19 protein-coding genes, 4 tRNA genes and 1 pseudogene are annotated in these 20761 nt (G+C 36.2%); 20 read left to right on the top strand and 4 right to left on the bottom strand.

Translation table 11 applies throughout. The features are described 5' to 3' along the window. The first annotated feature begins 69 nt into the window (after positions 1-69). The 12 genes from J2S19_RS10280 to rlmH all read left to right on the top strand — a co-directional run bounded on the left by J2S19_RS10280 (position 70) and on the right by rlmH (position 8908). A tRNA-Lys gene (locus tag J2S19_RS10280) sits at positions 70-145 on the top strand. A 21-nt stretch (positions 146-166) separates the two neighbouring features. Then, positions 167-238, top strand: a tRNA-Glu gene (locus tag J2S19_RS10275). A gap of 24 nt (positions 239-262) precedes the next feature. Beyond that, a tRNA-Asp gene (locus J2S19_RS10270) sits at positions 263-339 on the top strand. A gap of 237 nt (positions 340-576) precedes the next feature. After that, positions 577-649, top strand: a tRNA-Phe gene (locus J2S19_RS10265). A gap of 470 nt (positions 650-1119) precedes the next feature. After that, positions 1120-1824: a response regulator YycF gene (gene yycF / locus J2S19_RS10260; RefSeq protein WP_307341073.1), complete on the top strand. Its 705-nt coding sequence runs from the start codon at positions 1120-1122 to the stop codon at positions 1822-1824. A 3-nt stretch (positions 1825-1827) separates the two neighbouring features. Beyond that, the gene (walK, locus tag J2S19_RS10255; protein ID WP_307341071.1) at positions 1828-3660 is read left to right on the top strand and encodes a cell wall metabolism sensor histidine kinase WalK; all 1833 of its coding nucleotides are present in this window, start codon (positions 1828-1830) and stop codon (positions 3658-3660) included. Continuing rightward, the gene (locus J2S19_RS10250) at positions 3657-4988 is read left to right on the top strand and encodes a YycH family regulatory protein (RefSeq protein WP_307341069.1); all 1332 of its coding nucleotides are present in this window, start codon (positions 3657-3659) and stop codon (positions 4986-4988) included. The genes walK and J2S19_RS10250 overlap by 4 nt, the downstream gene beginning before the upstream one ends. Next, positions 4975-5814, top strand: coding sequence for a two-component system regulatory protein YycI (locus tag J2S19_RS10245; protein ID WP_307341067.1), 840 nt, complete (start codon positions 4975-4977; stop codon positions 5812-5814). The genes J2S19_RS10250 and J2S19_RS10245 overlap by 14 nt, the downstream gene beginning before the upstream one ends. 5 nt (positions 5815-5819) lie before the next feature. Further along, positions 5820-6614 (top strand): exodeoxyribonuclease YycJ, encoded by a 795-nt coding sequence (gene yycJ, locus J2S19_RS10240; protein WP_307341064.1) that lies wholly within the window; start codon positions 5820-5822, stop codon positions 6612-6614. A 222-nt stretch (positions 6615-6836) separates the two neighbouring features. After that, positions 6837-8066, top strand: a complete 1230-nt coding sequence (locus J2S19_RS10235) for a S1C family serine protease (RefSeq protein ID WP_307341061.1) — start codon at positions 6837-6839, stop codon at positions 8064-8066. Between the two features lie 129 nt (positions 8067-8195). Continuing rightward, positions 8196-8381: a CxxH/CxxC protein gene (locus J2S19_RS10230; protein ID WP_307341059.1), complete on the top strand. Its 186-nt coding sequence runs from the start codon at positions 8196-8198 to the stop codon at positions 8379-8381. Positions 8382-8428: 47 nt separating this feature from the next. Continuing rightward, complete coding sequence (gene rlmH, locus J2S19_RS10225; protein ID WP_307341057.1) at positions 8429-8908, top strand: 23S rRNA (pseudouridine(1915)-N(3))-methyltransferase RlmH; 480 nt, start codon at positions 8429-8431, stop codon at positions 8906-8908. A gap of 466 nt (positions 8909-9374) precedes the next feature. On the opposite strand, the gene J2S19_RS10220 is transcribed toward rlmH, so the two are convergent. Beyond that, positions 9375-11270, bottom strand: coding sequence for a sensor domain-containing diguanylate cyclase (locus tag J2S19_RS10220; RefSeq protein WP_307341055.1), 1896 nt, complete (start codon positions 11268-11270; stop codon positions 9375-9377). 313 nt (positions 11271-11583) lie between these two features. On the opposite strand from J2S19_RS10220, the pseudogene J2S19_RS10215 reads away from it, so the two are divergent. After that, positions 11584-11766 (top strand): annotated as a pseudogene (locus J2S19_RS10215) (SDR family oxidoreductase); the annotation flags it as partial. Between the two features lie 48 nt (positions 11767-11814). On the opposite strand, the gene hepT reads toward J2S19_RS10215, so the two are convergent. After that, positions 11815-12222, bottom strand: a complete 408-nt coding sequence (hepT, locus tag J2S19_RS10210) for a type VII toxin-antitoxin system HepT family RNase toxin (RefSeq protein WP_307341078.1) — start codon at positions 12220-12222, stop codon at positions 11815-11817. After that, positions 12215-12625, bottom strand: coding sequence for a type VII toxin-antitoxin system MntA family adenylyltransferase antitoxin (mntA, locus tag J2S19_RS10205; protein ID WP_307341053.1), 411 nt, complete (start codon positions 12623-12625; stop codon positions 12215-12217). Before mntA ends, hepT begins: the two co-directional genes overlap by 8 nt. Before the next feature lie 530 nt (positions 12626-13155). On the opposite strand from mntA, the gene J2S19_RS10200 reads away from it, so the two are divergent. Together J2S19_RS10200 and J2S19_RS10195 are read left to right on the top strand one after the other, a co-directional pair. Next, on the top strand, positions 13156-13917 hold the full coding sequence (locus tag J2S19_RS10200) for a hypothetical protein (RefSeq protein WP_307341050.1): 762 nt from the start codon (positions 13156-13158) through the stop codon (positions 13915-13917). A gap of 239 nt (positions 13918-14156) precedes the next feature. Further along, positions 14157-15113: a TRM11 family SAM-dependent methyltransferase gene (locus J2S19_RS10195; RefSeq protein WP_307341047.1), complete on the top strand. Its 957-nt coding sequence runs from the start codon at positions 14157-14159 to the stop codon at positions 15111-15113. Between the two features lie 206 nt (positions 15114-15319). Here J2S19_RS10195 and J2S19_RS10190 read toward each other — a convergent pair whose 3' ends face one another. Beyond that, positions 15320-16171, bottom strand: coding sequence for an aldo/keto reductase (locus tag J2S19_RS10190; protein WP_307341045.1), 852 nt, complete (start codon positions 16169-16171; stop codon positions 15320-15322). Positions 16172-16447: 276 nt separating this feature from the next. Here J2S19_RS10190 and J2S19_RS10185 point away from each other — a divergent pair, with 276 nt between their 5' ends. From J2S19_RS10185 to J2S19_RS10165, 5 genes are all read left to right on the top strand, one after another. Further along, positions 16448-17725: an IS110 family RNA-guided transposase gene (locus tag J2S19_RS10185; protein WP_307341043.1), complete on the top strand. Its 1278-nt coding sequence runs from the start codon at positions 16448-16450 to the stop codon at positions 17723-17725. Between the two features lie 389 nt (positions 17726-18114). Continuing rightward, positions 18115-18567 (top strand): MerR family transcriptional regulator, encoded by a 453-nt coding sequence (locus J2S19_RS10180; protein WP_307341041.1) that lies wholly within the window; start codon positions 18115-18117, stop codon positions 18565-18567. A gap of 113 nt (positions 18568-18680) precedes the next feature. Further along, positions 18681-19535: an ABC transporter ATP-binding protein gene (locus J2S19_RS10175; RefSeq protein WP_307341039.1), complete on the top strand. Its 855-nt coding sequence runs from the start codon at positions 18681-18683 to the stop codon at positions 19533-19535. Continuing rightward, a complete protein-coding gene (locus J2S19_RS10170) occupies positions 19528-20181 on the top strand; it encodes an ABC-2 transporter permease (RefSeq protein WP_307341037.1) in 654 nt (217 codons plus the stop codon). Before J2S19_RS10175 ends, J2S19_RS10170 begins: the two co-directional genes overlap by 8 nt. Next, a complete protein-coding gene (locus tag J2S19_RS10165; RefSeq protein ID WP_307341035.1) occupies positions 20181-20546 on the top strand; it encodes a GntR family transcriptional regulator in 366 nt (121 codons plus the stop codon). Before J2S19_RS10170 ends, J2S19_RS10165 begins: the two co-directional genes overlap by 1 nt. The last annotated feature ends 215 nt before the right edge of the window (positions 20547-20761 follow it).

Below are 20761 nucleotides of genomic sequence, written 5' to 3'. Positions count from 1 at the left end.
GAATAATCAACCTGAAATTTGGGCGTCAGAAACAAGCATTAAACTAAATAATATCTCATTCTTTATAATGAGCCATTAGCTCAGTTGGTAGAGCATCTGACTTTTAATCAGAGGGTCGAAGGTTCGAGTCCTTCATGGCTCACCATTTTGTTTTTTAAAACAAGATGGCCCATTGGTCAAGCGGTTAAGACACCGCCCTTTCACGGCGGTAACACGGGTTCGAATCCCGTATGGGTCACTTATTTCATTTTTAGACATCTATGGTCCGGTAGTTCAGTTGGTTAGAATGCCTGCCTGTCACGCAGGAGGTCGCGGGTTCGAGTCCCGTCCGGACCGCCATTATACATAACAGTAAGATAGTTATTACATAAGTCTCGGTGACTCATTCGGTAGAGCACAATCGAATAAGCTGCGAAGCAAACCATCAGCGTACTCATTGAACAGCACCTTGAATAAGCTAGCTGAAATGAGGGCGATTTAACTAAGTTTGATATTTAATATGCTTTAAAGGCTAGTAAGAAATAAATGTATGTGAGAAGTAATATTGTTTTTGAAATTATATTAATTACTATATATGGCTCGGTAGCTCAGTCGGTAGAGCAATGGACTGAAAATCCATGTGTCGGCGGTTCGATTCCGTCCCGAGCCACTTCTTAAAGACATGATTCTGTTGAATCATGTCTTTTTAAATTTACAGCAATCTTTTAAAAGGATAGGCTGCAGGAAAAATCATGTAAATATTGGGCATCTATTTAAATAATGTTATAAATAATACAATCCTATTACAATTTGTCTAATCTTGTAAATTCTAATTCATTGTATGGTAAATTTAGAAGGTTAAGTATAATAAAGGCATGTTAATTAATAATAATTGAAACAATAATTTTGAACAGACAAATTTCTTAAACTGTTGTACATACTGGAATGAATTAGTAACACATATTTAATAAAGCAGGGACTGACAAGTTATCTATAGTAGTCAGTCTTATTTATATTATATTCCATATGGTTCTAGTTGTAATGATATCAATCCGTCTAAACTTTAAAAGGGATGAACTTAACAGGTGAAAGTGGTACATTAATCTTATAGGATAGACGGACATAAAGGGGCGAAAAATGATGGAAAAGAAAATTGTAGTAGTCGACGATGAGAAACCGATTGCTGATATATTAGAGTTTAATTTGAAAAAGGAAGGCTATACCGTTTACTGTGCCTATGATGGAAATCAAGCATTAGAAATGGTCGAAGAAATAGTTCCAGACTTAGTGTTATTAGATATTATGCTACCAAATAAGGATGGAATGGAAGTTTGTCGTGAAATTAGAAAAAATCACGATATGCCAATCATCATGTTAACTGCCAAGGATTCTGAAATTGATAAGGTGCTAGGCCTGGAATTAGGGGCTGATGATTACGTCACTAAACCATTTAGTACAAGGGAATTATTAGCGCGTGTGAAGGCTAATTTAAGACGTCAGAACACGAGTGAAAATAGCGAAGACCAAGGTTCATCAAATGAAATAAAAATTGGTTCGCTTGTTATTCATCCCGATGCATATGTTGTTTCAAAAAGAGGCGAAACAATTGAATTAACACATAGGGAATTTGAATTACTTCATTACTTATCAAAGCATATTGGGCAAGTAATGACGAGGGAACATCTCCTACAGACCGTTTGGGGCTATGACTACTTTGGAGACGTTCGAACAGTTGATGTTACAGTGAGAAGATTAAGAGAAAAAATAGAGGACAATCCAAGCCATCCTACATGGATCGTGACGAGACGTGGGGTAGGTTACTATTTACGCAATTCTGAGGAATAGAAGATGAGGAAAGTAGGATTTTTCCATTCAATACATTTCAAATTTGTTTTAGTATATGTCTTACTAATTGTTTTAGCAATGCAAATTATCGGAATTTACTTTGTAAGGGAATTAGAAGTGTCATTAAAGACAAACTTCGTAGAATCTATCTCGAAACGTGTGAATTTACTCGTCTATAACATTGAACAAGAAATGTCACGTGAAAAAAAGAATCCTGAAGAAGAGGAAGCTTCTCTTAAAGAGATGAGATCGATTATTTTAGATTTTAAAACGAGTGAAATAACTGATGTCCGTGTAATAGACAATAATGAGATTGTCCTTGCTGCTACTAATGATGATAACATTCTTGGAAAGAAGCAAAATATGGCCAATGTAAAACGGGCTCTATTAGGAATAAATTATGAACCTAAATTTAAAATTCAGAAAAGCTCAGGTGAACGACTAGTAGAAATGGCCTTTCCAATCAATGAAAACAACTTTAGTAATAACATCATAGGGGTTATTTATCTTGAGGCTTCTATGGAAGAGGTATATTCCCAAATGCAGCTGATTAATAAAATTTTTGCTACCGGTACAGCCCTATCTCTATTTATAACAGCAGCATTAGGGATATTTTTAGCTCGAACGATAACTAGGCCAATGGTTGATATGAGGAAACAAGCGATTGAATTAGCTAATGGGAACTTTTCTAGAAAAGTTAAAGTATATGGTGAGGATGAAATTGGACAACTTGCAAAAACCTTTAATTATTTAACAGGTAAATTAGAAGAAGCACAAGCAATGACCGAGGGTGAGCGGAAGAAACTTGCCTCAGTTATTGCCCATATGACTGATGGAGTCATTGCTACGAACCGTACTGGAAAAGTTATATTAATCAATAATCCTGCACTAGAAATGCTAAATGTTTCACGTGGAACGGTGAAAAATATTCATATTACCGATTTATTAGGGCTAGATGAAATGGATAAATTTGATAGTATGGTTGATGACCAGGATTCGATTATTATTGAAACTGGCACAAAAGAGCGTTCATATATATTAAGGGTTAGTTTTTCTGCAATACAAAAAGAATCAGGTATTATTGATGGGGTTATTGCAGTCTTATATGACATAACTGAACAAGAAAAAATAGACCAAGAGCGAAGAGAGTTTGTAGCAAATGTATCCCATGAATTACGGACGCCATTAACAACAATGAGGAGTTATTTGGAGGCTTTAGCTGATGGGGCATGGCAAGACAAAGATATTGCACCACAATTTTTAAACGTAACACAGACTGAAACAGAACGAATGATCCGCCTAGTAAATGATTTATTGCAACTGTCGAAGCTCGATAGTACGGAATATCGACTAAATAAGGATTGGGTGAATTTTACTGATTTCTTCAATAAAATCATCGAACGGTTTGAAATGACAAAATCTCAACATGTAACCTTTATAAAGAAAATTCCTAAGGATGATTTATATGTTGACATTGATACGGACAAAATTACTCAGGTTTTAGATAATATAATCTCTAATGCCTTAAAATATTCTCCAGAGGGTGGTCACATTACATTTAAAGTAAATGTACTTCCTGCTGAAATAGAAATCTCTATAAGGGACGAAGGGGTAGGTATACCAAAGGGTGAAGTAAATAAAATCTTCGACCGCTTCTATAGAGTTGATAAAGCAAGGTCTAGAAAACTCGGTGGTACTGGACTAGGATTAGCAATAGCAAAGGAAATGGTTTATGCACATGGTGGTGATATATGGGCGAAAAGTAAGGAAGGAGTAGGAACAACCGTTTACTTTACGATACCATATAACCCGGAACAAGAGGATGAGTGGGAATGAAAAAGGAAACAATAAAAAGTATCATCTTGACGGTGTTAATCATTACAAGCTTTTTGCTTACGTGGAATACATGGACATATCAACCAGCAACAAGGGAAAAAACAGATACAAAGCTATATGAAAGTATTCCAATTACAAATGAAACGAGAGAATTTCATGAGGTTGTGAGACCACAGCAGCTATTTATTCATGAAGGTGACAAACATTATAGTACGTTGAATGGCACGTATATGAATAGCACGTGGAAGAAAATGCAGGAATGGGAATATAGTAATTTAAAGAAAGAAGAACAAACATTTCCTAATGAACAATCTTTTCAAACATGGTTAAATGGAATAAAGGAGAAGATCGAACTTAGGTTTTTTAGTGAGATACCGATGTTTACGTTCCAATCAATGTTAAAATGGGAAGCTGAGATAACTGGAAATCTATCATTTGACAGCATCCTTCTACAGTTAGATAGAGGAAGTGAGATTCAAAAGGTTTATTTTGTATCTTATGATAAAATGAGTGTATTAGAATCATCCGTAAATAATGAGAACGCTAGTAACTTTATAGAAGGCTTATTTAATAATAAGGGAGAATTCCAAGAATACTTTTCAATACAAATAGGTAATGGTAAGAGCCTATATTTGCCGGAGAAGGAAGTAACAGTAGAGAAATATCAATACTTAACAGAAGAGGTAGAGGGTCGGAAATTTAGAGATGCATTATTTACAAATCCAAGTATTGTGAAGCAAGATTACAATCGTTATACTGATTCTGTCCGATTATTAGATATTTCTCTAAGCAACCAAACCGTTGAATACGTAAACACTACTGTCAGAAATTCAAATTCTTTGATAGCAAGCTCATTGATTGATAAGAGTATAGTTTCTCTAAATAGTCATGGAGGTTGGACAAATGACTTTGGTTTATTTCATGTTAATGAGGAAGAACAAGAAACAACATTTATTATGATGATTAAATCAATGCCTGTCATTAATTCGGCAAGAAAGCCATTCGGTCCAACAACTATATCCCAAGTATGGGGAGAAAATGAACTAGCAAAATATTATCGACCGTTATATGAATTAGTAGATAATGGATTTCAAAACAATTCTAGTACATTAATGTCTGGAAGAAGTGTTCAAGAAATGATTATTGGCGAAAATGCTAAATATGATATGCTTCAAATTGAAAATATCTTTATAGGGTATGAATTGAGCAACTCTGGAAACTATGTAAATGCAGAACCAGTATGGTGCTTAAAGATGGATAATGGAGAAACAACAATCATTTATGAAGAAGATAAAGTGACCGGAGGAAATGCAAATGGAATGGAGTAAAACAAAGACCATTTTTATTATCGCATTTCTCATATTAGATTTATATTTAGCTGTTGTCTTTTTTAAAACGAGAAGTGATTCTGAATTTACATTAACACAAGAGGTACCAATTGAAAGAAAACTAGAACTAAGCGGAATTACAATCGGCGATTTACCAAAGGATAAAGAAACAGGTTATTATATCTCTGCAAAAAGTAAAGACTTCTCCTTAACAGATATTAATAGTTTACTAATTAAAGGGCAGGAGCAAAATTTACAGCCTAGCTTAGGCATGAAAGCAGGATATACAACCTTATCAATGTCGTTAGAGAAGCCATACCCAATTCCGGATGTAAATGTGAAGAGTAAAGTAACTCAATTTTTAAAGGAAAATGTACTCTATGGTGAGATGTATGAGTATTGGTATTTAGACAAAGAAGAAAATGCAATTATTTGTATCCAAAAATATAAAAACAATAAAATCTTTCAAGCTAATGAAAACCATATTGCAATGGTGAAATTAGAGATGAATGATAAAAATGAAATATATTCATATGAGCAGTCAATGTTGGAAGATATAAAAGAGGTACAGGAAAAAGAAGTGACTGTTTCTGCATCAGAGGCAATTGAGGCATTATATAATAAAAATCTTTTGGGAACGGGCAGTAAGCTAGTTCGTACAGAATACGGATATTACACAAATATACCATTGACTAATCAGCAAATTTTAGCACCAACCTGGCACATTATGGTTGAAACGGCTGAAGGCGAACGAGAAGATTACTATGTAAATGCACTTGAAGCAGAAATATTACAGTCACCAGATAATGAAGTGAAAGAGGAGTGAACGAAATGGGCTTGCAATTCAGTGTACTTGCAAGCGGGAGTACGGGGAATGCTATTTTTGTAGAAACTGAAAATCAATCATTTTTAGTAGACGCAGGATTAAGCGGAAAACAGATGCAAAACTTATTTGAGCAAATAGGGAAAGATATAAGCAAGTTATCAGGCATTCTCGTGACACATGAACATAGTGACCATATTAAAGGTTTAGGTGTACTTGCAAGAAAATATAAATTACCGATTTATGCAAATGAAAAGACATGGCAGGCAATGGATGGCTTAGTAGGTAAAATCGAAACAGAGCAAAAGTTTGTTTTTCAAACAGGTGCTGTTAAATCGTTTGGCTCATTAGATATTGAATCATTTGGTGTTTCACATGATGCTGCGGAGCCAATGTTTTTTGTTTTCCATCATCAAGGTAAAAAGCTCGCATTAATTACAGACACGGGTTATGTGAGTGACAGAATGAAAGGGACAATTAAAAATTCTGATGCTTTTGTGTTTGAAAGCAACCATGATGTTTCAATGCTGCAGATGGGACATTATCCTTGGAGTATTAAGCGTAGAATACTTAGCGATGTTGGACATGTCTCAAATGAAGATGCAGCAATCGCGATGATGGACGTAATCGGCGATTCAACTAAACGAATTTATTTAGCTCATTTAAGTAAAGACAATAATATGAAAGATTTAGCACGAATGGCTGTTCAGCAAACCTTGGCAACTAAGGGTTTTATGACTGGAGAGCAGTTTGAGCTTTATGACACAGACCCAACAACCCCGACACCACTTGTAGCTATATAAAGTAATGAGGGTGACTTAAGCCACCCTCATCTACTACTTACATATTTTAATTTCCAAAACATATTTGATAAAATAAATGATACATTGATAAGTAATAAGCAAATGATCCTTCTAAACAAAAAATTCATTCTCACTTGGTTAATTTTCACCTATGAGGAGAATAATGTTTGTTAGGTATAACACTATTATTCGTGGATTTGTACGAAAGGGATGGTGATGGTTATGGGCTATTATGATCAAGATTATGAAAGTAATCAACCTAAGAAGAAAAAGGGAAACCGGATTGGTTGGTTTGCAGCAGGTCTAGTAGGTGCAGTATTAGGCGGATTACTCGTCATTTTTGCAATTCCTACTTTATCTAATTTAGACTTTTTACCATATGATATGAATTTATCTGGCAATGATAATGAGTCCAGTACAGGTACAACAAGAGATACATCAGGACCAGTTAAGAATGTTTCAGTAGATGTGAATACTGCAATTACCGACATCGTTGATCAAGTATCTGATGCTGTTGTCGGTGTTGTTAACCTACAAGAAGCGGGTTTCTGGAATGAAACAGGAGAAGCTGGTACAGGTTCCGGTGTTATTTATAAAAAAGAGGGGAAAAACGCCTTCGTTGTCACGAACCATCATGTAATTGCTGGCGCATCTGAAGTAGAAATCAGTCTTAGTGATGGTACTCGTGTACCTGCTGAAATACTTGGTAGTGATGAATTAACAGATTTAGCCGTGCTACGAATGAGTAGTGAGAAAATTGACAAGGTAGCCGAGTTTGGAGATTCAGACAAAGTAAAACCAGGTGAACCTGTCATTGCAATCGGAAACCCACTAGGATTACAATTTTCTGGTTCGGTGACACAAGGGATTATCTCTGGTACTGAAAGAGCAATACCAATTGATGAAAACGGTGATGGTCAAGTTGATTGGAATGCAGAGGTATTACAAACAGATGCAGCGATAAACCCTGGTAACAGTGGTGGAGCCCTTATTAATATGGATGGTAAAGTTATCGGGATTAACTCAATGAAAATCGCCCAATCTGCTGTAGAAGGGATCGGATTATCCATTCCTTCAAATCATGCAATCCCAATAATTGATGACCTAGAGAAATATAGTGAAGTAAGACGTCCATATATGGGAATCGGCATGAGGTCACTAAATGAAGTCTCAAGCTATCATGTTGAACAAACTCTAAAGCTTCCAAAAGAAATAGAAGCAGGAATAGTCGTAATGAGTGTAGACCCGATTTCTCCTGCACATCAAGCGGGATTAAAAGAACTTGATGTCATAACAGAATTCGCTGGGGAAAAAATTAAGGATATTATCGAATTAAGGAAAGTCTTATATAAACAAAATATCGGGGACACTGTAGATTTTTCATACTACCGTAACGGAGAAAAACAGACAGGAAAAATGAAGCTAGGAGAACAAGATTTAATAGGAGGCTAATGCCTTCTATTTTTTTGGTCAAAAATTGGAATGAGCTGCAAATTAATAATAAATAACTGTTTGTGGATAAACTAAAAAAGTGGTAAAACTATAAATGGGAATCCACATGTGGATAAGGAGGAAAAGAATATGTATTGTTGTGATGAACATATAGAATTAGCAATTGATATGTATGTAGATGAAAAAGAATTAGCACCAGAAATAGAAAAAATTAGTGCTGGACAACAAGAGTTATCCACAACTTGCGATTTGTGCGAAAACCAAGCCGTATATATAGTAGGGAACGAACATTCTGTTGGTACTGTGGATAAGTGAAGGTGAAATGTGGATAAAAATTTCACTCAATAGTAAGGGGGAAAAGAGTGAATATTTCAATTGTAACAATCGGAAAATTAAAGGAAAAATATTTGAAGCAAGGTATCGATGAATACCTAAAACGGCTATCAACTTATGCAAAAATTGACATCATTGAATTACCAGACGAGAAAGCACCTGAAAATTTAAGCGATACTGAAATGGAACAGGTGAAGCAAAAAGAGGGAGAACGAATCCTATCAAAAATTAGCGATGACACCCATGTCATTGCTCTTGCAATAGAAGGAAAAATGAAATCATCCGAACAGCTTGCCAAAGAACTAGACCAACTAGCTACATATGGGAAGAGTAAGATAGCTTTTATTATCGGTGGTTCACTAGGCTTAAGTAAACAGGTGATGGATAGAGCGAATGATACGCTATCCTTTTCAAAGATGACGTTTCCACACCAGTTGATGAGGTTGATATTAGTTGAGCAGGTGTATCGGGCGTTTAGGATTAATCGGGGGGAACCGTACCACAAGTAAATGAGGTTTTTTAAGGTCATTAAAATTATTATTGTATCAGGTATGCAGTGAATTTAAATTAGATGGGGATAGAAATATAGTTAATACTGAGTGAACATGGTGCATAGGAACTAGCATGCCATCGTATAATTTAACAGAACAATTCTAGAAAGAGCCTAAATCTTAATCAAAATGGGTTAGGCTCTTCATTTACGAATCAGCACTACTTAGAAAGTATTACCAATATTTAAATTCCATTAAAGAATCTTAAAGTGAGTTTATGTGTACATGCTATTGTAAGTGAAATAGAAATAATCAAATATAATGATAGTGAACAATACATGCTAGAAATGGTTACCGATAATAATCATGAAATGTAAATGAATATGTCAGTACATTACATCTTAAAAAGAGAACAGGGATATATTTTTGAATTCCAATATAATTTAGTCTGTTATGTTAGATTTTCTCCACAATATCGAGATGCTTACAGATGTTTAATTTCATTCTGATAAAACAATGATATGGAATCTCTGCCAATTTGTTTTGAACGATAAAGAGCTTCGTCAGCCTTACTAATTAGTTGATCTTTTTCTACTAGATTTGCAGAAGTAGAATGGGCAATTCCGATACTAATTGTTACTGTATCTGTAACCGTTGAAGTTTTATGTTGGATTTTTAATTTATGAATGACATCATTCATATCTTTAGCTATATCAACGGCTTCTTCAACGGATTTCCCATCTAATAAAGCAAAGAATTCTTCTCCGCCATACCTTGCAAAGAACCCTCCAACCATATCCAATCTATTTTTCAATGATTGAGCAACTAATTTTAGCACCTCATCCCCTTTTTGATGACCATACGTATCATTAAAAAGCTTAAAACAATCTATATCGATCATAAATACCGTAATTGGTTTCAATAAATCCTTGTTCATCTCCCAAACCTCTTCATAATTTTGGTTGAGTGACCGTCTATTCGGAACATTTGTTAGAGTATCAATGTTTGAAAGAATTTCGAGCTTCTGATTCAGTTGTTTTAGTTCATTTTGGGATCGCTCCAGTTGAGAAGTTCTTATTTGCACTTTTTCCTCAAGGGTGTTATTTAGTTCTCCTAAACGAATAGACAGGGTTTCAACTTTTTGAAAGGTAGATGCATATTTAATAGCAAGAACGATGGACTGAGCAAAGATAAAGATATATAATCCAACACTTGTAAAATCACCTGTATGAATCCATTCATTGTAATAAAGGACATCATTTAAGGCTGTACAAGTAAAAATGACGGTTGAGATTAATAAAACCTTTACACCTGGAACATTTCGCTTCCACGCTTTGGTCAATTCAAAAAGTACATACAACATCATCGCTGTCATAATCAGTTGATAAAAGTTAATCGTATACGAAAAAACTTTAGCAGGTGTAAACAAGGCAAATAAAGAATAAAGTAAACTTATAAAAAAGGATATTTGTAAAACGGATTTTTTAATATAGTTAAGAAACATTGCATTAAGAAACAATAAAAATACTGGAAACGCGATTGAAATCGTCCAATATTCGATTTTTCTGTGCCATTCCCAAGAGAAATTAGGGAGTAGATCGGTTAAAACTACCTCGCCAACTACCAGCGAGCGAAGAGCAATTAGTAAACAAAGAATCCCAAAATAGAGAGCAGCTCGATCTGTTCTACGTAGAATATAAATAACAAAATGGTAAAATCCGAAAATAGTTAAACCACCAATAATAAACATTTCTTTAAGCATTCGTTTCTCAGCCATACTTATTAATTCTTCTGCATTTCCGAACAAAAACTCTCCCCAAATTCCACCGTTTCGTTCAGAGTAATTAGAAACCTGTAAAACTAGATCAAATTCTGGCTTATCTAAATCAAGAGTGATGACTTGTGGATTATAGGTTGGACGTTCATCTTTTGAACTCATACCAATTTCACCAATTTGACTCACTAATTTCCCATTGATCCATAGTTTCGATGCATTCGAAATAAGCGGTATATAAAGGCCCTTAGGAGTTGATAAGCTCTCCTCATTTACTTTTATTTTAAGTGTATATGTGGCATGTCCCTCACCTGGTAATGTCTCATTGTTTATTTCAGAACCCATCCACATATGAGGAAATGAAACAAAAGTTGAAGGATTATCCGGTACTTTTTCTGGTTTGAGGAATTTATGCCAATATAAACCCCACTCCCCACTCATCTCTACATAATTGTGTTCTTCAAAATTTATATCACGTAAATCAAGTACCCCATTTTTTGCTGTTATCTCATTACCATGAACTGCAAAATTAACAGTTGGAGCAACTGTCAAACAAGTAAACACCATCAGAAACAATAATAAAAGGAATTTTTTACTTCTTTCCATACTTATCTCTCCACTCGTCTTTTGGTGCGATTATTCTTTAGATGTCAAAAACAAAGTATAAATATACAGTAAACACATGTATTTTAAACAGAACAAACGAAATGGATTTCATATAACAAAGTAATAAAGAAAACATAGCACAAAAATAGATAGTTTTCAATTGATGAATAAATTGAAGTGTTAAGAATTCTTTTTGAACAACCTCTTTAATTACACTTATTCTACAACTATATCGAAACCTAAATATTTTATACAGAAGAATCCTTAAAAACGAAGATGACTTAGTCCCATTATGGCTTAAGTGCTAACCGGGGACAAGGACTTACTCACAAATGTCGATTCCCAAACGAAAGAATATTTAGCGTCTCTTCATCCACAAGGCAGACTAGGAAAACCTGAAGAAATAGCGAAGGCAGTTTTTTTCTTAGCAAGCGATGATGCTAGTTTTGTGAACGGTACAACACTTCTTGTTGAGGGCGGCTATATTGCAAAGTAACAGAATTTTTGAAAGAAGTATTAAAAAACCTCATTTAACTTATAATAGTTATGCTTCAAGTTGTAATATTACTTTCGTAAAATCTTTAAAATCATCAATATGCTTTTCTAGAATTGCTTCTAAAATTTCAAGTTCTAGTGCTTGGTAGTCATGAACGGCGATACTACGAAAACCTACCATATTCATAAGCGTTTTCGCTAAATGTGCCTCAATTAAACCTGCTTCTTGCAGTAACTTAAATCCTTCACGGCTCGTTTTTGGGACGCCAAGTTTTCTTTCGCTTACAACATGCATTGCTAAATCAATACTTGCTTCACATGCACGATGAATATTTAAAATAATACTGTCTTGCTTCGTAAAATCCTTTAGATTCTCAGCATTACCTTCATATACTTCATGAATACGATTGACACAACGCTCAATTGTAGTTACTTTGTTTAAAATGACATCATTCATCGCCAAAAACACTTCCCCGTTCTTTAATACTTTCAATTATGCCTGCACGTTGTTCATTTAAAGTTGCATACATACTATATGCCCGCATTTTTTGACGAGTAAATTCATTTTCATCTTGAATATATAGAGGTATTCCTTGTGAAAATATCTGTAACGTAAACACTGTATCAATTTGTTTGAGATCCACTAAATCAACTTCTTGTCCAGCTATCTCAGCGAGTTCGCCTGTAAGCATAAAACGTTCATCCGATGATAACAGCTCTTTGCTGAAATATGCTAAGTCGATATCGCTATCATCACAATTTGTTCCCTTTGCAAATGAACCGAACAATATAATAAAATCCGGATTTACCTTAGTTTGAATTAAATTTATTAGCTGATTTTCAATGTTTTTTTCAAGCATGCTATCACTACCTTTTATTTATTATAAACGTAGACGAAAAAAACCGCACTTATACTTATTATGGAGAACCGTACCATAAATAATATGCATCTTTTAGAAAAACAGTAACAGCACCATTTCATTATTTGTGGAAGGTGCTGTTTTGACTAGATAAGCATTTTTTACATGAATTATTTTCTTTTAATCTTATTAAAAATTCCCCAATAATTTTTTGCTCATTTAAAGTATGGATAAGTATTTCTCTACGTCCTATATTACTTATTGTTACTTAAACCATTGTCATTCTATTTTTTGAGAAAGATTTCTATTAGGATTGTGATTAAATATAAAATATCTTTTAATTATCATTTTTTCATTATTTACTACCTTCCAAAACATCTACTGCGTAGTCTCATAGAAATCTTCAATAAGCGGGGATACATACTGTTTAATTCTTAGATAACTAGTATAATATACTTATTAAATGTTTGGGTATTTGTAACTATGACACTGCAAACTAAGTGACGGTGTTTTATTATTGGAGGTAATGTATGAAGAAGAATAAGCAAGGAAAATCAACTATTGTAAGTATTTTGATTATGCTATTTACATTTCTTTTAGTTTTGGTGGTTATTCTCTTACCATTCTATTATAAAGTCATTTGGCCTCCTATAATTGGAGAACCAGCAAAGGCTTCAACAGTTGATATCTTAGCTTTTTGGGGGGCAGTATTTGGTGGAATTATTACATTGGTAGGGGTACTTTTATCAGTTAGATTTTCACAAAAAGAAATCCAATATACTATGCATCAGCAAGATAAAGATCAGTTCATTCAAGGTTTCGGTTCAACAGTACTAGAAATTAACTCAATTTCATATGAAATCAAAAAATTTAGGGACTACTTAAATCAGTATAAGAAGAATATAGTTGAATACTCTCATACAAAAAAATTCAAAGCAGTTAGTGTTAAGTTTGATGTAAAAGAAGATTACAAAAAAATTCAAGATCAACATAAACCTGATTTGGAGATTGTTTGTAATCGATTTGAAGGGAAAGCAGCGCATGCGAATGGGCTAGTGTACCATTATGTAACCATACTCACAGCAGATATAAGAACATTTCAAAAACAATTACATGATGTCGTTGAAAATTTCAATAATAACAATGATAAAAAGAATGGCGAAGAAAAACTTGCGTCTATTTTAGAAAGGATATATCAGTCCTTGGCAATTTGCGAAATGGAAATAAACAATCATAAAGAGGAATTAGGAGAAACATTTAAGCAATATGCTAAAGAGGACGGTTTATTATAGGACTTAATTAATTTTAGTATTGTTTGTTTTAAATTTAGAAGTAATTAACCTCCTAGTATGATGAGTAAGCCTGAAGAAGGTGCAGTGAACTCTACAGTGGGGTCTTTCTAAGAGAATGAAGTGGGTTTTTAAGTAAGAAGCTATAAAATAGGAATAAGTATCCATACACTTAGTTGGGATTTATTAAAGTAAGTGGTTGAATAACTCAAGGCTTATCCAAGAAGAGGAGGAGAAAGAGCTTGAGCGAAAATACTTTGGTATCACACAATTATTTATATACATTCAATTATGCTGAAGAAGAACATTATTTATGTGAATTGGAAGTTCGTTCACTGTTTCGCTCCAACCTACATTCATTTGTCTTAGAGAGCAAGATTAATATAGATCCAAGTAGGAGCCCTTTTATAAAGGAAAAAATAGAAATTCTTTTTAGCTGTGATACCATAGAGGAATTAATAAAAAACATTCGGGAAATGCCCCTATTGGAAGATACTTTCAAGGTAATCGGAATCAATTATCGAGATATAGGTGACCAAGATAAATTGGGGTTTAAGGAAAGGAAAAGGATTGCGAGACAAGTTGCATATTTCATCCCAGGTGTAGCGAATCTTGGTCAACCTGAGATAGTTTTTGCAATTACCAAAGTTAAAGGGAAATGGTTTTTTGGGTACTATTCGGAAAATCAAGGCACTTGGTTGAAACATCAACAAAAGCCCCATAATTACTCAACTGCACTACCAACCCGAGTGGCCAGAGCACTCGTGAATATTGCAGTTCCAAAATTAGCAGGTGTTAAAGCGATTGATCCATGCTGTGGCATTGGGACAGTATTGATAGAGGCCCTGTCAATGGGAGTAGATATTACAGGTAGTGATTTCAACCCTTTAGTGATGAAAGGAATCCGTGAAAATCTTAAGCATTTTGGACTTTCTGGACCTGTATTTTTAAGGGATATCAGGGACATAACAGAAAAGTATGAAGTGGCGATTATCGACATGCCTTATAACCTTTGCTCAGTTGTTTCAGATAAGGAAAAATTTGAAATGCTTCAAAGTGCACGTGGCTTCGCAAAAAAAATGGTCATTGTGACAACTGAAGATATAGATGGAATACTTAACGAAGTTGGTTTTGAAATAGAAGATCGATGTGAGGTTGCAAAGGGGAAGTTTATCCGTCAGATAATTGTTTGTTCTTAATGCATAAGGATGGACGGTGAAACTTGCCACAAATGGAATAAAAGGATGTAATACTAATATTTTGTTTAGAATGTAATTGCTCACTACATGTGAAATTCAGGGTAGCGATATAAATCTTGATGAGCAAAACGTTAGATTAATTGAACCAGACAAAAAGGACAGAGACAACCGCTCTGTCCTTTCCTAATGGACAAAATGACCAAGGTTTACAGCTCAACTTTCCAATTACCCATCATTTTGGCAACTTCTGGATCGCGGTAGGACAAGAATAGGCTCTCCCGCGTATCGAGGGCGGAAATGTGCGCCATATCGTCTGCGCTCAACGCAAAATCGAATATGTCGAAGTTTTCGAGAATACGTTCTTTGCGTACCGATTTTGGAATGGCAACAACCTCTCGCTGAATAAGCCAACGCAGTACAATTTGGGCGACGGATTTGTTGTGTTTTTCTGCGAGTGAGTTCAGCACTTCGTTACTAAACAGGTTATTGCGCCCTTCAGCAAACGGTGCCCATGACTGGTGTTGAACGCCTTGCTCCTTCAAGAAAGCAGCGCTCTTTGTCTGCTGGTAGAAAGGGTGTGTTTCAATCTGATTGACGGCAGGTACGATTTCGTTATGAACGATGAGGTCCATCAGACGATCAGGCATGAAGTTGCTGACCCCGATCGACTTGATTTTGCCTTCAAGGTACAGCTCTTCCATCGCGCGCCAAGTACCGTAGTAATCGCCAAAGGGTTGGTGAATCAAGTACAAATCGAGATAGTCGAGCTGTAGCTTCTTCAGGGATTTAGCAAATGCTAGTTTGGCGTTCTCGTAACCAGCATCCTGAACCCAAATCTTGGTTGTGATAAACAACTCCTCACGCGGTATGCCGCTACGCCTAATCGCGCGACCAACTGCTTCCTCATTAAGATAACCAGCGGCAGTGTCAATCAAGCGGTAACCTGCAGACAACGCTTCATATACCGCATTTTCGCATTCTTCTGAATCGGGAATCTGATAGACACCGAAGCCTAAAATTGGCATTTTTACACCGTTGTTCAACGTTACAGTTTGCATAGAAATTTCCTCCTATTGTTTAAATGTTTAAGCAACCGGCATATATCCTTGAAGTAGGGACTGAAGCAGGATTCAACCTGTTACCGTATTGCACTACAATAAGCATAGTTCCTTCGTGTTACACGAAGGCAAGAGGTTGTTACTATTTTTTATAAGGAGCATTCCTGTTAGAAGGATTTTCGGGGACTTGAACAAAAAAGAGCCCTCTTGGTATGATACGGGGTGTCAAATCTGCAGAATTGACCCCTAAATTAGTTAACCAAGGAGGACTCCAAAATGGATTTTAAACAAAATCAGAAAATAAATCAAGTCACCGAAAAAACACTTGTTGTCGGAATCGACATTGCCAAGCGCACACACTATGCTTGCTTTGTGGATGACCGTGGACGAGTGCTCCAAAAATCTTTCTCTGTATCTCAATCTGGAAATGGTTTTGAGCTTTTCTATCAAAGGATTCTAGCGGCGATGAAGGAAAATGAAAAAAACGAAGTCATCGTTGGAATTGAACCTACGGGCCATTATTGGCTCAATTTGGCCTACTTCCTTGAGGAAAGGGGCATCCCCTTGGCCATGGTAAATCCTATGCATGTCAAACGGTCAAAGGAGTTGGACGATAATCTTCCAACCAAACATGACCGCAAAGATGCACTAGTGATCGCTCGTCTTTTAAAAGATGGACGTTTCAGCTATCCTCGGATCTTGAAAGATATGGAGGCCGAACTTCGTGTTGGTTCAACATTTAGAAGTAGGTTGACAGAGGAATTAGGAGCTGTCAAAAACATGATGATTCGATGGTTAGATCGCTATTTTCCAGAGTTCGTTCAAGTGTTTCCGTCTTTCGGAAAAATGGCTTTGGCTGTACTTGAATGCACTCCATTTCCGAGTGATCTTCACCAGAAACAACCCGATGAAGTGGTATCCCTTTATCGAAAAGTCGAGGGGCTCAAATCCCCCCAAAGGCCGAAAGCAGTGCGTCTCATTGAAGTCGCATCTAAATCTATCGGAGTAACGGAAGGACTGGAGATGGCCCGTATTGAAATCGTCACACTTGTCCACCGTTACCATCAGTTAGAAAAAGATATCGAAAGCATTACTCAGCACTTAGTTGAGCTTGTAAAAACGTCTGTAGAATACGAATGCCTATCAACGGTTCCGGGACTTGGAGATACCACTATTGTTGATCTTTTAGCAGAAATAGGAAGCTTCTCACACTATGAAAATCCACGCCAACTAATCAAACTCGCGGGATTAACGTTACGTGAAAATTCCTCCGGTCAACATAAAGGACAAAAGCGCATCTCCAAACGAGGAAGAAGAAAGCTGCGCGCCCTCCTTTTCCGAGTAATGATGCCGATGATCCGTCATAATGAAGCCTTTCGAAAATTACACGAGTATTACACAACTCGTACAGTTAATCCATTACGCAAGAAGCAATCCATCGTGGTTTTATGCGGAAAACTATTAAAAGTGTTACATGGAATCAGTACCAAGCACAAAGCGTTTGACGCACAGCGAATGATGAAGGATATTCCTAGTCTCGCAGAGGCTATGTAAAATCCTATACTTCCTTAGAAGACCTAGACAACAGGATGACACGGAGAAGCTGGCACTATTTTCACCATCCGACCTCGAGTCCCTAAAGGAGCTTCGCTAGCCTCTGCCTTATGACTAGACCGAACGAAGGAATGTAGGCACAAAGATGCCCAGAGACATGGGAGGGTACGTCATCATAAGCTATGCAGAGATCCATTGTGCATCGTATATTTCCCTAGCATTACTTACCACTATTATCCAGTAGTGACCGCGTAGCGTACCCATATGGTGGAATAGTTTCACATATTATCAAAATACTGTTAGAAGTCGTGTCGAAAAATATTTTTTTGACACCCTATCAACGGCTCAAACCGTTGATAAATCAACATTTATAGAGGGAGGGTTTTACAATGTATACGGTTAAAGAAGCCGCCCAGATTACGGGACTCACCGACCACGCCGTGCGCTTCTACACTGACAAAGGCATGGTGCCAAGTGTACAGCGTAATCAAAACAACTTTCGGATGTTCGACGAAGAATCGATTAACTGGTTGCGTGGTATTAAATGCCTCAAGCAATTCGGTATGCCAATTGATGTTATTAAAATGTATATTGATTTATGTCTTGAAGGAGATTCGACTATTTCTCAACGTTACAAACTTATGATGGATCATAAAGAAGATGTGCTTGCTAAGCTTGAAGAAGCAAAACAGCACATTGCCTATTTGGAAGAAAAGACAACCTTATACCAGGACATTCTGAAAAACAACTCTCCGGACACGACAAATCCCGCTCACTGGGAAAGTGTAGAGCATTTGCATAGTGACGTGTTTTACTCGCGGACTACTGCTCATAAGTTGTGAGATTGTAATAACTCCCTAAGATATTTTTTGTGGTAAGTATTGACAAAATTAACTCAATCAATATATATTGTGTATATACGATAATCACAATTTAATAGGGAGGGATGTATAAAGTGCTTGCATTAGACATTCGAAACGTAAATAAGAGTTATCACAATTTTCAACTTAAAAATGTATCGTTTCAACTGGAAAAGGGCTATATTATGGGTTTTATCGGTGCAAACGGTGCAGGGAAAACGACGACAATAAAAACAATTTTGAATATGACTCACTTGGACAGTGGAGAAATTCATATATTCGGGAGGAATATGGCTGAGTACGAACTTGAGTTGAAACAGGAAATTGGTTATGCCATGGGCGGCGTGGACTTTTATACCCGAAGCAAATTGAAGGCCTTGACTAATGTAATTAAGAGGTTTTATGCTAATTGGGATAATGAAACGTACCGCAGTTACCTTCAGAAATTCAAGTTGGATGAAAACAAAAGGATAGCCGAATTATCGACGGGAATGAAGGTGAAATATAGTATTGCCATTGCCTTGTCCCATGGGGCAAAACTTCTTATTCTCGATGAACCAACAAGTGGGCTTGACCCGGTAGCAAGAGACGAAATGTTGGATATTTTCCAAGGGCTTGTCGCCGATGGCGAGATTAGTATTTTGTTCTCCACGCATATCACTTCAGACCTGGAGAAGTGTGCCGATTATATAACCTTTATTGAAAATGGGAAAATTGTCCGTAGTGGAGAGAAAGAAGAGTTTAAAGAATCCTATCTCCTTTTAAATGGTACTGCAACTCAACTGAATGAAGTGAAGGACAGATTAATCTCCTATAAGATAAATTCTTTTGGATTTACGGGTTTAATACTTGCGCAGAATTACGATATCTCCTGGAACATAAAGGCTGCCACGCCGAGCCTTGAGGAAATCATGGTCTATTTTGCGAAAAAGGAGGATGAGTATGTATAACCTAGTTGTGAAAGATATTAAATTAGCTGTGCCTCCGTTTTTTTTCTTGTTTCCTTTCTTGTTTGGTGCTTTAATGCTCATTCCCGGTTGGATTTATTTTATTGTGTTGTTATACTTCTGCTGGATTACGATTCCGAATGTGTTTAACCAATTTAAAGCACAAAACGATTTGATGTTTACATCTGTAATGCCCGTCACCAAACGAGATATGGTAAAGGCAAGGGTAACCGTTATCGTCGGTTTTGAACTGCTGCATATTGTGATTGCCGCAATCTTCGGTTCCATTTCAATGATTATATATCCGAACCTAACCTATTATTTCTACCCGCCTAATATGGGTTTCTGGGGCTTAAATCTTATCATGCTTGCGATTTTCAACCTTATCTTTATCCCGATGTATTATAAGACGGCTTATAAATTCGGATGGGCGCTTTTCAATGCTGTTACGGCTGCTATGCTGTTCGCCGGAATCTCCCAATGGCTTGGTATTCAAAATTCGGTAGTGAATGGTATCTTCTATGGGACTGATGCCCAACAAGTGACGACCCAAATTTTCATCCTAATAGCTGGAATTTTAATCTTTGCGGCGTTTTCCATCATTGCCTATCGGCTCGCTGTCAAACGATTCACCCGAGTGGAAATTTAATGAACATTGCAATCTCAAACGCATCTGAAAAGCCGATTTATCAACAACTTTTTGAGCAGATTAGCGCCCAAATTTTGAAAGGGGAGTTGGAAAACGGCTATTGTCTTCCACCGATCCGACAAGCGGCTCAGGAGCTTAGCATCAGTGTGATTACCGTTAAAAAGGCTTGGGAGGAACTAGAAAGAAGCGGATTAATCAATACCATAAAGGGAAAAGGGTGTTTTGTTGCTGAATTATCCTCCGAACGGAAATTGCAAATTCGCGATGAAATGATCCTTAAGCAAATGCTACTCGACACCTCCTATTATAAATCCTTTGGTCTTACCTTGGATGAGGTGTTGGAAATGTTGAAGAATGTATATTAGGCAAGGGGGCTGGCATGACAGCTCCCTTTTGTTTTTTGGTGTTATATACAACGTGAGAACCTTAAAAGAATATTTAAATGAAAAGTTTACGGAATTATAGAGAAAGACAATTGAAGTTAAATAGATTTCATCAATTATAAATAAAAATATAAAAGAGGCTGAGACAAAAGGTTTTAAAGATAAGAAAAATACAAACTATTAGGTGATATTTCTAT

Source organism: Metabacillus malikii (assembly GCF_030813355.1).
Lineage (GTDB): Bacteria > Bacillota > Bacilli > Bacillales > Bacillaceae > Metabacillus > Metabacillus malikii.
The sequence above is the reverse complement of the archived record's forward strand: the minus strand, read 5'-3'. Positions and strand labels throughout refer to the sequence as shown.

Coding starts and splice junctions, on each gene's coding strand:
- yycJ (WP_307341064.1), top strand. CDS start 5,820: ATGGGCTTGCAATTCAGTGTACTTGCAAGCGGGAGTACGGGGAATGCT.
- J2S19_RS10190 (WP_307341045.1), bottom strand. CDS start 16,171: ATGCAAACTGTAACGTTGAACAACGGTGTAAAAATGCCAATTTTAGGC.
- J2S19_RS10245 (WP_307341067.1), top strand. CDS start 4,975: ATGGAATGGAGTAAAACAAAGACCATTTTTATTATCGCATTTCTCATA.
- J2S19_RS10220 (WP_307341055.1), bottom strand. CDS start 11,270: ATGGAAAGAAGTAAAAAATTCCTTTTATTATTGTTTCTGATGGTGTTT.
- walK (WP_307341071.1), top strand. CDS start 1,828: ATGAGGAAAGTAGGATTTTTCCATTCAATACATTTCAAATTTGTTTTA.
- hepT (WP_307341078.1), bottom strand. CDS start 12,222: ATGAATGATGTCATTTTAAACAAAGTAACTACAATTGAGCGTTGTGTC.
- J2S19_RS10185 (WP_307341043.1), top strand. CDS start 16,448: ATGGATTTTAAACAAAATCAGAAAATAAATCAAGTCACCGAAAAAACA.
- yycF (WP_307341073.1), top strand. CDS start 1,120: ATGGAAAAGAAAATTGTAGTAGTCGACGATGAGAAACCGATTGCTGAT.
- J2S19_RS10250 (WP_307341069.1), top strand. CDS start 3,657: ATGAAAAAGGAAACAATAAAAAGTATCATCTTGACGGTGTTAATCATT.
- J2S19_RS10170 (WP_307341037.1), top strand. CDS start 19,528: ATGTATAACCTAGTTGTGAAAGATATTAAATTAGCTGTGCCTCCGTTT.
- J2S19_RS10200 (WP_307341050.1), top strand. CDS start 13,156: ATGAAGAAGAATAAGCAAGGAAAATCAACTATTGTAAGTATTTTGATT.
- J2S19_RS10230 (WP_307341059.1), top strand. CDS start 8,196: ATGTATTGTTGTGATGAACATATAGAATTAGCAATTGATATGTATGTA.
- J2S19_RS10180 (WP_307341041.1), top strand. CDS start 18,115: ATGTATACGGTTAAAGAAGCCGCCCAGATTACGGGACTCACCGACCAC.
- J2S19_RS10165 (WP_307341035.1), top strand. CDS start 20,181: ATGAACATTGCAATCTCAAACGCATCTGAAAAGCCGATTTATCAACAA.
- J2S19_RS10235 (WP_307341061.1), top strand. CDS start 6,837: ATGGGCTATTATGATCAAGATTATGAAAGTAATCAACCTAAGAAGAAA.
- mntA (WP_307341053.1), bottom strand. CDS start 12,625: ATGCTTGAAAAAAACATTGAAAATCAGCTAATAAATTTAATTCAAACT.